This is a genomic window from Arenibaculum pallidiluteum (assembly GCF_017355985.1).
In the GTDB taxonomy this organism is placed as follows: Bacteria; Pseudomonadota; Alphaproteobacteria; order Azospirillales; family Azospirillaceae; genus Arenibaculum; species Arenibaculum pallidiluteum.
Genome location: NZ_JAFIQU010000009.1, coordinates 137,307 through 151,328, shown reverse-complemented (window position 1 = coordinate 151,328; position 14,022 = coordinate 137,307). Strand labels below are relative to the sequence as shown.

Here is a 14,022-nt window from a genome sequence, read left to right as displayed (position 1 = left end):
CGTCAGGCGCCGGCCCAGCGCAGCGCGGACTGCAGCAGGCCGGTCAATGCCGCGCGCACGGGGGCGGCGCGCGCCTCGTCCCAGGGGCGCGGCCAGTCGGCCGGGGTGACGGGGCCCGGCGTCTCGTCCATGTAGCCGCGGCAGGCCAGCTCCATCTGCACGGCGTGCACGCCGTCATCGGGCCGGCCGTAGTGGCGGGTGATCCAGCCGCCCTTGAAGCGGCCGTTCACGACGCGCGAGAAGGCGGTTCCGGCGCAGGCCGCCTCGACCAGGCCGGCCAGCTCGGGATCGCAGCTCGCCCCGCCATTGGTGCCGATGTTGAAGTGCGGCAGCTCGCCCTCGAAAAGGCGCGGGATCACGGAGCGGATGGAATGGGCGTCGTAGATCACGACGCGGGCATGGCGCGCGCGCAGGCGGGCCAGCTCCTCGGCCAGGGCGGCGTGGTAGGGCTGGAACCAGCGCGCGCGCCGCTCGGCCACCTCGTCCTCGTCCGGCGCCTGGCCGGGGCGGTACAGCGGCTCCCCGTCGAAGGTCTCGACGGGGCAGAGGCCCGTGGTCGCCTGGCCGGGATAGAGCGAGGCTCCCGAGGGATCGCGGTTCACGTCGATCACGGTGCGCGAGACCGCGGTGTGCACGACCGTCGCGCCGAGCCCACGGGCGAAGGCGTAGAGCCGGTCGATCCACCAGTCCGTGTCCTTGCGCCCGAGCTCCGGCGACACCAGCCGCGCCTCGATTTCCGGCGGGATCTCGGTCCCGGTGTGCGGCAGGCTCAGCAGCAGGGGCGCATCGCCCCGAGTCACGGTCAGCCAGGGTGTCGCGTTCGCCGAGGGGGTCACGATGCGTCTCCGTCGAGATCGGGCAGGAGGCCGGTGCCAGCGGCCTCGGCCAGCGCGCCCGAGGCGGCGAGCCCGGTCGCGAATGCGATCTCCGGCCCCAGGAACCGGTCGTCCTGCAGCATGGGGACGCGGGCGCGCAGCAGCGCCTTGGCCCGCTCCAGCGGATCGCTCGACCGCAGCGGCGCCCGGAAGTCGCATCCCTGGGCCGCGGCCAGGAGCTCGATCCCCAGCACCGCCGCGACGTTGGCCGCCATGGGGCCCAGGCGCCGCGCGCCATGGGTCGCCATGGAGACGTGGTCCTCCTGGTTGGCCGAGGTCGGGATGGAATCGACGCTGGCGGGATGGGCGCGCTGCTTGTTCTCCGAGACGAGCGCGGCCGCCGTCACCTGGGGGATCATGAAGCCCGAGTTCAGGCCAGGCCGCGGCGTCAGGAAGGCCGGCAGGCCCGACAGGGTGGGGTCCGTCAGCAGCGTGATCCGCCGCTCGGCCAGCGATCCGATCTCGCACAGCGCCAGGGCGATCATGTCGGCGGCGAAGGCCACCGGCTCGGCATGGAAGTTCCCGCCCGAGATCACCTCGCCGGTCCCGGCGAAGACCAGCGGGTTGTCCGAGACGCCGTTGGCCTCCACGGCGAGGGTCGCCGCCGCTTGGCGCAGCAGGTCCAGGCAGGCGCCCATCACCTGGGGCTGGCAGCGCAGGCAGTAGGGGTCCTGGATGCGGTCGTCGCCGGTCCGGTGCGAGGCGCGGATCGCGCTGCCCTCCATCAGGCCGCGCAGGGCTGCCGCGACCGCGATCTGGCCGCGATGGCCGCGCAGACGCTGGATCCGCTCGTCGAAGGGCCCGTCGGACCCGCAGGCCGCGTCCGTGGACAGGGCGCCCGTCACCAGCGCCGCCTGGAATGCCCGCTCAGCCTCGAACAGCCCGGCCAGCGCCAGGGCGGTCGAGACCTGAGTCCCGTTCAGCAGCGCCAGGCCCTCCTTGGGGCCGAGCTGCAGCGGGGCGATGCCGGCGCGCGCCAGCGCCTCGGCCGCCGGCAGCGTCTCGCCGTCCAGCCGGGCCTCGCCCTCGCCTAGGAGGACCGCGCTCATATGCGCGAGCGGGGCGAGGTCGCCCGATGCGCCGACCGAGCCCTGGCCCGGGATCACCGGCGTCAGTCCGCGCTCCAGGCAGGCCAGCAGCGTCTCCAGCGTCGCCCAGCGGATGCCGGACGCGCCGCGGGCGAGGCTCGCCGCCTTCAGCGCCATCACCAGGCGGACCACCGCGTCGGGCAGGGGCTCGCCGACGCCCGACGCGTGCGAGAGCACGAGGTTGCGCTGGAGCGTCGCCAGGTCCGCCTCGTCGATGCGCACCGAGGCGAGCCGCCCGAACCCCGTGTTGATGCCGTAGACGGGCTCGCCCTTCGCCAGGATCGCGCGGACGGCCTCGGCGCCGGCCTCGACCTCGCCGCGGCAGGCTGGGTCGAGCGTCACCGCGGCGCCGCGGTAGGCCGCGCGCCAGGCGCGGAGCTCCATCGCGCCCGGGCGCAGGGTCACGGTTTCGGTCATTGGCCCCTCCAGACGCGGGCATGCAGCGGGTTGAAGCCGATGCGGTAGACCAGCTCGGCCGGGCTGCCGATGTCCCAGATCGCGAGATCGCACCACTTGCCGGGCTCGAGCGTGCCCGTCTCGGCGAGCAGGCCCAGGGCGCGCGCGGCTTCGCGCGTCGCGCCGGCCAGGCATTCCTCGACGCGCAGGCCGAACAGCGTCGCCGCCATGTTCATGGCCAGCAGCAGCGAGGTCAGCGGCGAGGTGCCGGGGTTGCAGTCGGTCGCGACCGCCATGCGCACGCCCAGGCGCCGGAACGCCTCGATCGGCGGGCGGCGGGTCTCGCGCAGGGTGTAGAAGGCGCCGGGCAGGATCACCGCGACGGTGCCCGCGCGCGCCATGGCGGCAGCCCCGTCCTCGTCCGTGCATTCCAGGTGGTCGGCCGACAGCGCCCCATGCTCGGCCGCCAGCCTGGCGCCGCCGAGGTTCGAAAGCTGGTCGGCATGCAGCTTGACCGGCAGGCCCGCCGCGCGGGCGGCCTGGAAGACCCGCGCCGTCTGCTCGGGCGAGAAGGCGATGCCCTCGCAGAAGGCGTCGACCGCATCGGCAAGGCCCGCCGCGGCCACGGCGGGGATCATGTCGCGGCAGACGCGGTCGATATAGGCGTCCTTGTCGCCGGCGGCCTCGGGCGGCAGGGCGTGGGCGCCGAGGAACGTCGTCGCGACCGCGACCGGGCGCCGCGCGGCGAGGGCCCTGGCCGCGCGCAGCATGCGCAGCTCGGTCTCGAGGTCGAGGCCGTAGCCGGATTTCACCTCGACCGTCGTCACGCCCTCGGCCAGCAGCGCATCGAGCCGCGGCAGCGTGGCCGCGACGAGATCCTCCTCGCCGGCGGCGCGGGTCGCGCGCACCGTCGAGACGATGCCGCCGCCGGCCCGCGCGATCTCCTCGTAGCCGGCGCCGTCCAGCCGCATCTCGAACTCGCGGGCGCGGTCGCCGGCGAAGACCAGATGGGTGTGGCAGTCGATCAGCCCGGGGGTGACCCAGCGGCCGGCGCAATCGATGCGCTCGGCGGCGTCGGCCCCGGCGGGCAGCGCGTCCATGGGCCCCGCGAAGGCGATGCGGCCGCCGGCGGCGCCGACGGCCCCACGCTCGACCACGTCGAGCCCGGGCACCCCTTCGGAGAACCGGGCCAGGCGGGCATTGACCCACAGCCTGTCGAAGCGCATGAGGCTTGCTCCGTCCCGCTGTTTGCTCTTATTGTCTATACATAATCAGCGGCAAAAATGCTTGTCCAGGCGAAAAGCGAGGTGGGGTCGATGCGCCGGTCTCTCTTCTTGGAGCATGCCCTGCTGCCCTCGGGCTGGGCCATGGATGTCGGGCTCGACATCGAGGACGGCGCGATCGCGGCGGTGCATCCGGGCGCGGCGCCGGCCGGGCGCGAGCGCATTCCCGGCATCGCGATTCCGGGCCTTCCGAACTTGCACAGCCACGCCTTCCAGCGCGGCATGGCCGGGCTGGCCGAGACGCGCGGGCCGAGCGGCGACAGCTTCTGGACCTGGCGGCAGGTGATGTACCGGTTCCTCGGCCGCCTCTCGCCCGAGGACGTCCAGGCCATCGCCGCCTTCGCCTTCATGGAGATGCTGGAGGGCGGCTTCACCGCGCTGGCCGAGTTCCACTACCTCCACCACGACGTGGACGGGCGCCCCTATGCCGACCTCGCCGAGATGTCGGCGCGCATCGCCGCCGCCGCAGCCGAGACCGGCATGGGGCTGACGCTGCTGCCGGTCTTCTACGCCTATGGCGGGTTCGGCGCGCAGCCTGCGGGCGAGGGGCAGCGACGCTTCCTGAACGACCCCGAGCGCTTCCTGCGCCTGGCCGAGGGGGCGCGGAAAGCAATCGCCGGGCTGCCGGACGCCGTGGTCGGCATCGCGCCCCACTCGCTGCGCGCCGTGACTCCCGGGACGCTGACCGAGGTGCTGGCGGCGACGCCGGCCGGGCCCGTCCACATCCACGTGGCCGAGCAGGTGAAGGAGGTCGAGGACTGCATCGCCTGGTCCGGGCGCCGGCCGGTCGACTGGCTGCTCGGTCATGCCGCGGTGGACGGGCGCTGGTGCCTGATCCATGCGACCCACATGGACGGGGCCGAGACCGCGGCCCTGGCGCGCAGCGGTGCCGTGGCGGGGCTGTGCCCGATCACCGAGGCCAATCTCGGCGACGGGATCTTCCCGGGCGCGGACTATCTCGCCCGGGGCGGGCGCTTCGGCGTCGGGTCCGACAGCAATGTCGAGATCACCGCGCCGGGCGAGCTGCGCCTGCTGGAATACGGGCAGCGCCTGTCCCGCCGGGCCCGCAACGTGATGGCGGCGGCCGAGGGCGAATCCGTCGGGCGGCGGCTCTACGACGCCGCGCTGGCCGGCGGGACGGCCGCGACCGCCCGGCGCCTCGGCGCCATCGCGCCCGGCAGCCGGGCCGATCTGGTGGTGCTCGACGCCGGGCATCCCGACATGGCGGCCGCCGGCGACCGGTGGCTGGACGCCTATGTCTTCGTGGCCGGCCGCGCGGCCATCGACCGCGTGCTCGTCGGCGGAAGGACGCTGGTCGAGGGCGGCCGGCATCTCGGCCGCGCGGCCATCGCGGGCGCCTATGCGCGCGCCATGGCGCGGATCGCGGCATGACGGCGCGCCCGCCCGGCGGGGCCGAGGATCTGCCGCGCTATGCCGAGATCCGGCGCGACCTGGAGGGGCGGATCCTTTCGGGCGAGTGGCCGCCGGGCTATCGCGTGCCGTCCGAGTTCGAGCTGGTCGAGCGCTACGGCTGCTCGCGCATGACGGTGAACAAGGCGCTGTCGGCGCTGGCGGCGGCAGGGCTGATCAACCGGCGCCGGCGCTCGGGCTCCTTCGTCGCGGCCCCGCGCTCGCAGGAGACGGTGCTGGAGATCCACGACATCCAGGCCGAGATCGCGGCGACCGGCAAGCCCTACCGCTACGAGGTCCTGGACCGCGCCGCGCGGCCCGCCACCGCCGAGGAGGCCGGGCGCCTGGGCGTGCGGCCGGGGGCGCAGGTGCTGGCGCTGCTGGTGCGGCACTTCGCCGACGGCCGTCCCTTCGTGGTGGAGGACCGGCTGGTCGACCTCGCGACCGTGCCCGAGGCGCTGGACGAGCCCTTCGCCGCGGCGCCGCCGGGTACCTGGCTGATCGGCCGGATCCCCTGGACCGAGGCCGAGCACTGCATCGAGGCGGTGGCTGCGGAAGCGCCGCTCGCCAGGCTGCTGCAGGTCGCCAAGGGCACGCCCTGCCTCACCGTCGAGCGCAAGACCTGGCAGGCCGGCAGCCCGGTGACCTGGGTGCGCCTGAGTTATCCCGGCGACCGGCACCGTCTGGTCGCGCGCTTCAGCCCCGCGGGGGGAAGGCGCCAGGGCGCCTGAGGGCGCCCGAAGAACACCCAAAGGGCCGCCAAGCCTGTTAACAGGATCTTTGCGCCCGGCGGCCATGGTCGGGCGACCGGGGATGCGCGGCGCGATCGGCCGCGGGAGGCGACGGCATGGACCAGGTGGCATTCGGCGCATTCTTCAACGAGGAGCTCGACTTCCATGTGGAGGGCGGCTTCGACAAGGCCGATGTGCTGCTGTTCTACGTGCTCCTGCAGACGCAGCAGGCCGCCGGGGTGGAAGGCGACCTCTGCGAGCTCGGCGTGCACCAGGGCCGCTCGGCCATCGTGCTGGGCAAGGTCAAGCGCCCCAATGAGCGGCTCTTCTGCCTCGGCGCCTTCGACGAGCCCGAGGCCGGGGTCTTCCGGGCCCATGCCCGGCGGCTGATGCCGGAATCGCTGGCGACGGTGGTCGAGATCCGCGTGCCCGAGCCGATGGAGCTCGCGGGGCCGCCGCCGGCCATGGAGGGCGCTACGCTGCGCTTCCTGCACCTGGATGCCGGCCGCGGCCACCGCGAGATGCTGAACGACCTCCGCAACTTCGCGCCGCTGGCGGCGGGTGGCGGGATCCTGGCGCTGGAGGGCGTCTTCGACCCCATGAGCCCGGGCGTCGCCAGCGCCATGACGGCCTTCTGCCTGTCCGAGGCGGGGCAGGGCTTCGTGCCATTCGCCACGACCCCGGCGAAGGCCTATCTCTGCCACCGACCCTTCGCGCCCTTCTTCCAACGCGCGCTGGTCACCAGCGGCGCCGCCGGCACCCTTTCCCTGACTGACGGGCTGGGCGGGCCAGTGCTGGTCTGCTTCGCGCGGGCCGAGACCGGCCCTTCCCGGGACGCGCTGCTGGCCGCGATCGGCTGATCCCGGCCCCGTCCGGCCATCCGTGGGCGGGAGGCCGGAAAGCCGTCGTCGAGAGGCCCGGAACGGCTTGACAGCCGGGGGCGCCCCCTCCTATATCCAGGCTCCCCGGGCCGACCGGCCTCTGGCCGCGACACCCGGACCCTATGGCAGCGTAGCTCAGTGGTAGAGCAGGGGAATCATAATCCCTTGGTCGGGGGTTCAAATCCCTCCGCTGCTACCAATCGGAAAGCCCGCCGGACCAAAGGTCCGGCGGGCTTTCTTGTACCGGGGCGAAAGTCCGGGCGGCGGCTCGACCCGGATCCGCTCCGTATCTATCGGATCCGTCGGACAGCGCGGCACCCTGCTCCTGCCGCTTCCGCCGTGCTCGATGCGCTTTCGTCCGCATGGGGCCGGTTTCCCGCTGGCACATGGGGGACCGGCAAGCCGCCAAAGGAATAGGGGGCCTTTCCTCAAGCGCCTGCCTGACGGTGGCGCGCCACGATCAAACCATCGGGCTGGTGCGGCGGCGCGGGATCCTCATGCAGTATCTCGTAATGTGCCGAGAGGATCCTGCGGACCCCTTCAAACAAATCCGGCCCGTGAGTGCCGACGATCAGCATCTTGATTCGGCCCGATGCCAATGCTGCGGGGGCGGCGGCCAGAACCCTCAGCTCAAGACCTTGTATGTCCACCTTCATCACGTCGACGGGGCCGATCTGACCAAGCAGGCTCTCAAGGGTGAGCGATCGAACTTTAATCGTGCCCCTGTCGCTGCGGCGGCCCGGCGGGATCAGGCGGCTTCCATAGCTTTCGGGGACGAATTCCGCCTCGCCATCGACGTCGGATAAAGCCTCTTTCCGCAAATCGATGGTGCCGGCCGCCAAGCCATTCAAATCCGCATGTGCGACGATGGCATCGGCATGGGCCGGCAGGGGCTCCAACGCCACGACGCGCGCCGAGGGCCAGTTCCGCTTGACGAGGACGCTATAGTAGCCAACCCCGGCGCCGACATCCACGATCACGGGTTCGTTGTGGTCCACAAGATCGATGCAGCGCCGCAGCCACCACTCCTCCACCGGCTCGTGTAGATTCGGATTGCCGTCTTCCTGATAGCGAGCGATCTGAAGATCCAGCATCGTGCTGCGGAAGAGCATGACGCCATTTGAGAAGGTATAGACTGATTTAGCGTCTTCTTTCATGCCGAAGCTCGATGAAAAAAGTTTCAAATAAGGTCGACTTCTTTTCGGCGATGAGGGAATTCGTGGGTCGGCTGGTCGGGCGGGTCTCCCTCGCAGAGCCATGATACCACATCCAACGCCCTGGTTTGCGGTCGTGTGATATCGTTCATGATGTTGTCGACCAGTCCCATTGGATCGTCAGCGCGAGTTTACGCGGGCCAGGAAGACCTTCCAGGAATCGACCAACAATGCCGCGAGCTTCGGTGCCTGCGACCGCAGCTCTGATAACTCGTCCAGAATGGACTCCCATTCCTTCACGGTTCTCCTGATCGATATGATGTCGCCGATTTCGATCTTCTCCGGTCCGATTTTTTCCCACACCCGATTCAGTTCAACGCGTGACTTTAGTGCCTCGTCCAACTCGATTTCGGCATATTGCAGCAGTTTATGCCGCTCACTGAGTTCGCGCTTGATCCGCATCATTTCACGATCATCGGCGCCCGGCTCCGGATCTGTATCCCTGCAAGCCTGTGCCAGAGCCTTGGTGTCAGCGAAGAATTTCTTTGTCTTATCCACCATAGGCTCAAGAACGCGTTTGTTCGTGTTCGCGGTCTTGGCGAGAGTGGTCAGCATCTTTTCGAGATCGGAGTATTGGCGCGCGACGTTCTTGTTTTCTTTTTCGACCAGATCGAGCCCGTCTGTCAGCACCCGTTTCGTCGAGTCGTGAAGGACCGGCTTACAAGACTTGATGATCTTGTCCATCACCGTCTTGATGCGGGAGAGAACGACGCGCCGTTGCTGAAGCAGGTGCAGCTGCTGCGCACCGCCAAGCCTTGCCTGGTTCGCGGCAAGTATATCCCATTCCGTCAGCTCCTTCCCAAGACCGGGGTCCGGAAGGGTCTTCGGCCTGTTGGCCTTCCACCAGGCGCTGGAAAGCTCAAAGCGGCTATCGGACTTCACGATCACCCCCTCTGGTTGCAGACGCGGTGCGACTTTATCGAAGGTGGTGGGGCATGCCAATACAAAGGGACGGGGCAATAGAAAGGGATGGGACGCGCCGCTGGAAGACATGACTGCGCGCAAACCGGGCCAGTGCCGGCGCCCCCGGCACAGTTCGGCTCTGCGTCGATCGAGCGGATGCGAGGCCGTCGGCTTGATCAGGGCGGACGGCGCACGCGTCCTACAGCGGATTCAGAAGCTTCCCTTATGGGAGGGGGTGCCGACTTGCACATAGATCATCTGTATGACGCAAACGGTCTCTCCACAGCGGACGGTTCTGCAGAGCTGCCGGCACCAAGCAACTGACGGGAAAGGGAAAGCGGCGGAATCATGATACATTGCTCGGGGGTTCAAGTCCCTCCGCTGCTACCAATCGAAAAAGCCTGCCAGGCCATCGACCTGGCGGGCTCCTTCGTTCCCGGCCGACGCAGTCCCAAGCCGCCGGCGCGGGGCGGACATCGAAAGGGATCATGGCGAAGAGCTGGCTGGCGATCCGCGCGCCGCTCTGACGCGCGGTCCCGAATGCCGGCCATCCCGCGGACGGCCGGCTCAACGGAACGTTCAGCGCTCGGCCACCGCCAGCCTGGCGCCGAGCGCCACGAAGGCGCCGGCGAAGGTGCGGCGCATCCAGGTCAGGACCCGCGGGCGCGAGATCACGTGGTCGCGGACCGCGGCGGCAAACAGGCCATAGGCCACGAAGACCGCGAAGGTCATCAGCATGAATACGATGCTGAGTTCGAGCATGCGGGCCATCGGATGCGGCTCGCCCGCGCTCACGAACTGCGGCAGGAAGGCCAGGAAGAAGATCGACAGCTTCGGATTCAGGATGTTCACCAGCACCGCGGTCATCGTCACCTGGGCCGCCGACCGGGCATCGAGCTCCGTCTCGACGCGCAGGGCGCCGTGCTCGCGCAGGGTGTTCCAAGCCATGTACAGCAGGTAGGCCACGCCGAGATACTTGAAGACCTGGAAGGCCAGCGCGCTGGTGTGCAGCAGTGCCGCCAGGCCCATGATCGCGGCCGCCATGTGCGGAATGATGCCCAGCGTGCAGCCGAAGGCGGCGACCATGCTGGCCCGGGCGCCGCGCGACAGCCCTGCGGCCAGGGTGAAGAGCACGCCGGTGCCGGGCGAGGCGACGACGATGAACGAGGTGATCAGGAACTCGACGCTCATGGCGGGATCCTCCTGCGGTCGGCATGCGGTGTCGACGAACCGCGGTGTCGCCTCGTGCAGCAGCATGTCGCGTCAAGCGAGGCCGGAAAAGGAAAAAGCCGGTGTCTAGCTTCAGAGGCCCCACTCATGGCTTGGTCCATCCCATCGCTGATTTCCGGCTCAGGATCGTTGAGACGGAGCCGACACGCGGGCTCACAATATGTGACCAGGCTCACGCTGGATTAGGTGGGCTTGCAATCATCGCCGCCGCTCAGATCGGCTGCGACGAAGTGGCTGATCGAAGCGGAAGGCCGGCCGCGCCGCGAGCATCCGCTCCGAAAGCTAGCGGGTGCATGCGGCGTCGAGCCGCCCGGACAGGAAGACCCGATTGTCCGCCGGCTTGGCAGCGAACCACTCCGCCAGTGCCTGCACCGTGTAGCCGTGGCGCGTCAGCTTCGGCTCGAGATCGTCCATCGCGCCCTATAGTCGCGCATTCCCCAAAATCACTTCTTCTGGCGAGATTCCGCTTCTCGAAGCCGGGGGTCGCAAGTGCCTCGATGATCGTCGCATTTCTCGGCTTCAAGTCACTTCGGGGGAGCGCCTTCGCGTCGAACATGGCCGATTTGATTGGGGCGCGGCAGGGTATCACCGGCGAGTAGCTGGCAGAACTCCCCGTCGCCCTTTGGTGGGCAGAGCCAGATGATCAGTGGCCTTTCACAGTAACGCAAAGGTTCCGCTGGCGCGCATCGCGGGCAAGGCCTTTGCCGGGCCCTTTCAAAGCGACGATCTCCAGGGCGGCGGCGACAGCTTCGTGGTGATCCAGTCGGCGAAGGCGCGCGTCTTTCCGGCGGTGAAGCGGCCAGAGGGGCGGATCAGATGGATGGCGACTTCCCCACCGTTGCCCGCGCCCACGGTCCAATCCGGCAGCAACCTGACCAGGCGCCCGTCCGCCAATTCGCGGCCGACCAGCCATTCAGAGCACATCATGATGCCCTTTCCGGCCACTGCGGCATGCACGAGGCTGTCGACGTTGTCTGTCAGCAGCGGTCCGGACATATGGACCCGCGCACGCTCGCGTCCCCGACCAAAATGCCACTCCCTGGGCGAGTCGAACAGGGCGAAGAGCAGGGCGTCGTGTGCCGCGAGATCGGTGGGCGCCTTCGGCGCTTGCCGGTCCGCGAGGTAGGACGGGGCGGCGCAGACCAGCCGACGCTCACCCCCCAGCTTGCGCGCCACAAGCGAGCTGTCCGGCAGGTGGCCGATGCGGATCGCAAGGTCCATTCCTTCCCCCACCAGATCGACGAAGCGGTCACTGTAGAAGGCCTCGATCCGTACGCGGGGAAAGGCGGTCAGAAACTCCGGCAGGATCGGCGCGACCCACAGGCGCCCGAAGGCCTCTGGCAGGGACAGCCGCAGCGTGCCTTGCGGTCCGGTGCCGGCGTCGGCGGCCTCGCGTTCCGCGTCGGCCAGCAGGGTCAGGGCGATCCGCGCCCGGTCGGCGAAACGGCGGCCGGCCTCCGTCGGTGTAACCCGCCGCGTCGTCCGTTCCAGCAACCGGACGTCAAGCCGACGCTCCAGCGCCGAAACCCGGCGCGATACCACGGAGGCGTCACGCCCCAGCACCCGGGCGGCCGGTGCGAAGCCGCCCGCATCGAGCACCGCGAGAAAGGCGGCAACCTCCTCCAGACCCTGGTCACTCAATTCATGCATCGTTCGCAGCAATATCATGCACCGGGGCCGCATTAAAGGCGGACTCGCAAGCGGCTAGCCTCACGGTCATCGATCAACCGACCTTGAGGAGTGTTCCCAATGCGCGCCTATCAACTCGAAGCCCCCCGCCTCGACGCCCTGCGTCTGGTCGACGTTCCGCAGCCCCGCCCCGGGACGGGCGAGGTGCTCGTCCGCCTGCGGGCGGCCAGCCTGAACTATGTCGACCTCGCGGTGGCGACTGGCGCCTTCCCCGCGGCGCTTCCGCTCATCCCCGTGACCGATGGTGCCGGGGAGGTGTTGGAGGCCGGCCCCGGCGTTTCCGGAATTGCCATCGGCGACCGCGTCATCCCGCATTTCCTGCCGGACTGGTCCGCCGGGCCGCTGCCGCCCCCGGCCAACCGGCGGATGCGCGGCATCAACATGCCGGGCTCCCTCGCCGATTGCGCGGTGGTGCCCGCCGCGAGCCTCGTGCCGATCCCCGATCACTTGTCCTTTGCCGAAGCGGCGACCCTGCCGATCGCGGCGACCACGGCCTGGAGGGCGGTGCGGACAGGTGTGGTGCGTCCGGGGAGCACGGTGCTTCTGCTCGGCACCGGTGGCGTCAGCCTGTTCGCCCTGCAATTCGCCAAAGCGTCGGGAGCGCGGGTGATCATTACCTCCTCGTCTGACGAGAAGCTGGAGCGGGCGAGGGCGCTTGGCGCCGATGAAACCATCAACTACGCGGCAAGCCCGGACTGGGATGCGCGGGTTCTGGAGCTGACCGGCGGGGTCGGCGCCGACCTTGTGGTGGAGACGGGAGGCTCCAAAACCTTTGCGCGTTCCCTGAACGCGGCAGCCAGCGAGGGCACGGTCTTCGTCGTCGGTTTTCTCAGCGGCGACGCACTGGAGGCCTCTCTGTTTCCGATCATTCTGAAGATGCTGAAAGTCATCGGCAGCAATACCGGATCGGTGGCGGATCTGCGGGAGGCGGTCCGCGCGATCAATGCGACCGGGCTCCGCCCGGTGGTCGACCGCGTCCATCACTTCAAGGATGCGGCCGGCGCCTACGCAACGCTGGCGCATGGCAGTCATTTCGGGAAGATCGCCGTGACTTTGGAGGATGGGCGCTGATTGAAGGGCGGACCACTGACCGGCCCCAAGTGTTCATGACGCAGCGGCGTCGAGGCGGAAATCGCTCGCGGCTGGCGGTACTGGGGTCATGTCGGCCCTGAGGCAGTGGGAGAACAGCAATTGTTCTCGCCAAGGTCTCGGAGCCGGGCGCCCCAGCGGGAAAGCCGCTCTCGACGAGGCGTGAAGGTCAGCAAGGAGCCCAGAAGGAGCCCAGATGCAGGGGGGCGCGATGGGACTGCCTGTCTCCTCGCTTCGTGGAGAGATGCTCTTGATACCGAGGGGGCAGGCAGTGTCGCCCTCGGCGACACCAGGAGGGCACCCTCCCCGCGGATCCCCCTGCATTGTTTCCGTGGACCAGCGATCGCGCTGCCGAGCACAACGCATCGGCAATCGCGCAGGTCCCTCAACAGCAACCTGAACGCGGCGCCGGAGCTGAAGGGGCACACCTGATCCGGTTCCGGCCGAGTTCCGGAGACGGCGGGCGCCGCCTGTTCGAGCATCTCGGGATTTGAGGAGCGTGAACTCGAACCGATCACGGTTCTCGCGAGAGGGGGCGTGATCCTCCTCCGCTGGCGCCCTCGCCGATACTATGCGACGAGGCTCCGAACCACAGGAGCCGCCACCGTCGCTAGAGCGGGATGTCAGTGACCTCCTTCGCCGTCCGGATAACGAACATCGTGTAGTAGCGCGCGACGTTACTATGGTTCCGGAACAGGCGCTCGCACACCGAGTCGAACTCGTCCATGTCGGTGAGCCGCAGCATCAGGACGGCATCGGTCTCACCGCTGACGCTATAGGCCTGTACAACTGACGGCTCCCTCGCGGCGGTCCGGAGGAACTCGCGCATATGCTCCTCGCCGTGGCGCTCCAGGTGGATCGTCACGATCGCCTTCAGGCGGCGGCCGGCCTTGGCCGGCGCGAGGACGGCAACGACGCGATCGATCACGCCGGTCTCCTTCAGCCGCCGCACGCGGCGCAGGCAACTCGACGGCGAGAGCCCCACCAAGTCGGCCAGCTCGGCATTCGTCCGCGAGGCGTCCTGCTGGAGGTGGGTCAGCAGCTTCTTGTCGATGTGATCCATGTACCGACTCTGCAACGTAGTTGCGTCGCGGTGCAATATAGTTGCATCGACATGCAAATTTTGACCGCTTCTGCGAAGCTGACTGCGTTAACTACTGGGGCTCCGCAACCATGGAGCCGTTCAATGCCGGCCCTAAATATTTTCCGTCGCAAGACCCTGGACACGCTCGG

The 14,022-nt window shown here is 69.1% G+C and carries 13 protein-coding genes and 1 tRNA gene; 5 read left to right on the top strand and 9 right to left on the bottom strand.

Going from position 1 to position 14,022, the window contains the following annotated elements; all coding sequences use genetic code 11:
• Nucleotides 1–2 precede the first annotated feature (2 nt).
• Genes hutG through hutI form a run of 3 tightly spaced genes read right to left on the bottom strand, consistent with a single transcriptional unit; the run spans nt 3 to nt 3,585 of the window.
• On the bottom strand, nt 3–836 hold the full coding sequence (hutG, locus tag JUB13_RS18740) for an N-formylglutamate deformylase (RefSeq protein WP_207481657.1): 834 nt from the start codon (nt 834–836) through the stop codon (nt 3–5).
• Entirely contained in the window at nt 833–2,380 is a 1,548-nt protein-coding gene (gene hutH / locus JUB13_RS18735) for a histidine ammonia-lyase (protein ID WP_207481655.1), read from the bottom strand. The genes hutG and hutH overlap by 4 nt, the downstream gene beginning before the upstream one ends.
• Nucleotides 2,377–3,585, bottom strand: a complete 1,209-nt coding sequence (hutI, locus tag JUB13_RS18730; RefSeq protein ID WP_207481654.1) for an imidazolonepropionase — start codon at nt 3,583–3,585, stop codon at nt 2,377–2,379. The genes hutH and hutI overlap by 4 nt, the downstream gene beginning before the upstream one ends.
• 90 nt (nt 3,586–3,675) lie before the next feature.
• Here hutI and JUB13_RS18725 point away from each other — a divergent pair, with 90 nt between their 5' ends.
• The 4 genes from JUB13_RS18725 to JUB13_RS18710 all read left to right on the top strand — a co-directional run bounded on the left by JUB13_RS18725 (nt 3,676) and on the right by JUB13_RS18710 (nt 6,863).
• Nucleotides 3,676–5,034 carry a formimidoylglutamate deiminase gene (locus tag JUB13_RS18725; protein ID WP_207481652.1) on the top strand — a complete coding sequence of 453 codons (1,359 nt, stop codon included), beginning with the start codon at nt 3,676–3,678 and terminating at the stop codon, nt 5,032–5,034.
• Nucleotides 5,031–5,783: a histidine utilization repressor gene (gene hutC / locus JUB13_RS18720; protein ID WP_207481650.1), complete on the top strand. Its 753-nt coding sequence runs from the start codon at nt 5,031–5,033 to the stop codon at nt 5,781–5,783. The genes JUB13_RS18725 and hutC overlap by 4 nt, the downstream gene beginning before the upstream one ends.
• A gap of 116 nt (nt 5,784–5,899) precedes the next feature.
• A complete protein-coding gene (locus tag JUB13_RS18715; RefSeq protein WP_207481648.1) occupies nt 5,900–6,643 on the top strand; it encodes a class I SAM-dependent methyltransferase in 744 nt (247 codons plus the stop codon).
• Nucleotides 6,644–6,788: 145 nt separating this feature from the next.
• Nucleotides 6,789–6,863: transfer RNA gene (locus tag JUB13_RS18710), tRNA-Met, on the top strand.
• A gap of 229 nt (nt 6,864–7,092) precedes the next feature.
• Here the strand turns inward: JUB13_RS18710 and JUB13_RS18705 are convergent.
• From JUB13_RS18705 to JUB13_RS18690, 5 genes are all read right to left on the bottom strand, one after another.
• Nucleotides 7,093–7,821, bottom strand: coding sequence for an FkbM family methyltransferase (locus JUB13_RS18705; protein ID WP_207481647.1), 729 nt, complete (start codon nt 7,819–7,821; stop codon nt 7,093–7,095).
• Between the two features lie 177 nt (nt 7,822–7,998).
• Nucleotides 7,999–8,760: a hypothetical protein gene (locus tag JUB13_RS18700; RefSeq protein WP_207481646.1), complete on the bottom strand. Its 762-nt coding sequence runs from the start codon at nt 8,758–8,760 to the stop codon at nt 7,999–8,001.
• 600 nt (nt 8,761–9,360) lie between these two features.
• Nucleotides 9,361–9,972, bottom strand: a complete 612-nt coding sequence (locus JUB13_RS18695; RefSeq protein ID WP_207481645.1) for a LysE family translocator — start codon at nt 9,970–9,972, stop codon at nt 9,361–9,363.
• A gap of 321 nt (nt 9,973–10,293) precedes the next feature.
• Entirely contained in the window at nt 10,294–10,425 is a 132-nt protein-coding gene (locus JUB13_RS31845; RefSeq protein ID WP_268914385.1) for a hypothetical protein, read from the bottom strand.
• 300 nt (nt 10,426–10,725) lie between these two features.
• A complete protein-coding gene (locus JUB13_RS18690) occupies nt 10,726–11,694 on the bottom strand; it encodes a LysR family transcriptional regulator (protein WP_207481644.1) in 969 nt (322 codons plus the stop codon).
• Nucleotides 11,695–11,760: 66 nt separating this feature from the next.
• Between JUB13_RS18690 and JUB13_RS18685 the strand changes: the two genes are divergently transcribed.
• Nucleotides 11,761–12,771, top strand: a complete 1,011-nt coding sequence (locus JUB13_RS18685) for a zinc-dependent alcohol dehydrogenase family protein (protein ID WP_207481643.1) — start codon at nt 11,761–11,763, stop codon at nt 12,769–12,771.
• A gap of 628 nt (nt 12,772–13,399) precedes the next feature.
• Here the strand turns inward: JUB13_RS18685 and JUB13_RS18680 are convergent.
• Nucleotides 13,400–13,852, bottom strand: a complete 453-nt coding sequence (locus tag JUB13_RS18680) for an Lrp/AsnC family transcriptional regulator (RefSeq protein WP_207481642.1) — start codon at nt 13,850–13,852, stop codon at nt 13,400–13,402.
• Nucleotides 13,853–14,022: the final 170 nt, after the last annotated feature.

Bases quoted from the DNA above. Each gene is read 5' to 3' on its own strand.
- hutH (WP_207481655.1), bottom strand. From the start codon at position 2,380: ATGACCGAAACCGTGACCCTGCGCCCGGGCGCGATGGAGCTCCGCGCC.
- hutI (WP_207481654.1), bottom strand. From the start codon at position 3,585: ATGCGCTTCGACAGGCTGTGGGTCAATGCCCGCCTGGCCCGGTTCTCC.
- JUB13_RS18725 (WP_207481652.1), top strand. From the start codon at position 3,676: ATGCGCCGGTCTCTCTTCTTGGAGCATGCCCTGCTGCCCTCGGGCTGG.
- hutC (WP_207481650.1), top strand. From the start codon at position 5,031: ATGACGGCGCGCCCGCCCGGCGGGGCCGAGGATCTGCCGCGCTATGCC.
- JUB13_RS18715 (WP_207481648.1), top strand. From the start codon at position 5,900: ATGGACCAGGTGGCATTCGGCGCATTCTTCAACGAGGAGCTCGACTTC.
- JUB13_RS18705 (WP_207481647.1), bottom strand. From the start codon at position 7,821: ATGAAAGAAGACGCTAAATCAGTCTATACCTTCTCAAATGGCGTCATG.
- JUB13_RS18695 (WP_207481645.1), bottom strand. From the start codon at position 9,972: ATGAGCGTCGAGTTCCTGATCACCTCGTTCATCGTCGTCGCCTCGCCC.
- JUB13_RS31845 (WP_268914385.1), bottom strand. From the start codon at position 10,425: ATGGACGATCTCGAGCCGAAGCTGACGCGCCACGGCTACACGGTGCAG.
- JUB13_RS18690 (WP_207481644.1), bottom strand. From the start codon at position 11,694: ATGCGGCCCCGGTGCATGATATTGCTGCGAACGATGCATGAATTGAGT.
- JUB13_RS18685 (WP_207481643.1), top strand. From the start codon at position 11,761: ATGCGCGCCTATCAACTCGAAGCCCCCCGCCTCGACGCCCTGCGTCTG.
- JUB13_RS18680 (WP_207481642.1), bottom strand. From the start codon at position 13,852: ATGGATCACATCGACAAGAAGCTGCTGACCCACCTCCAGCAGGACGCC.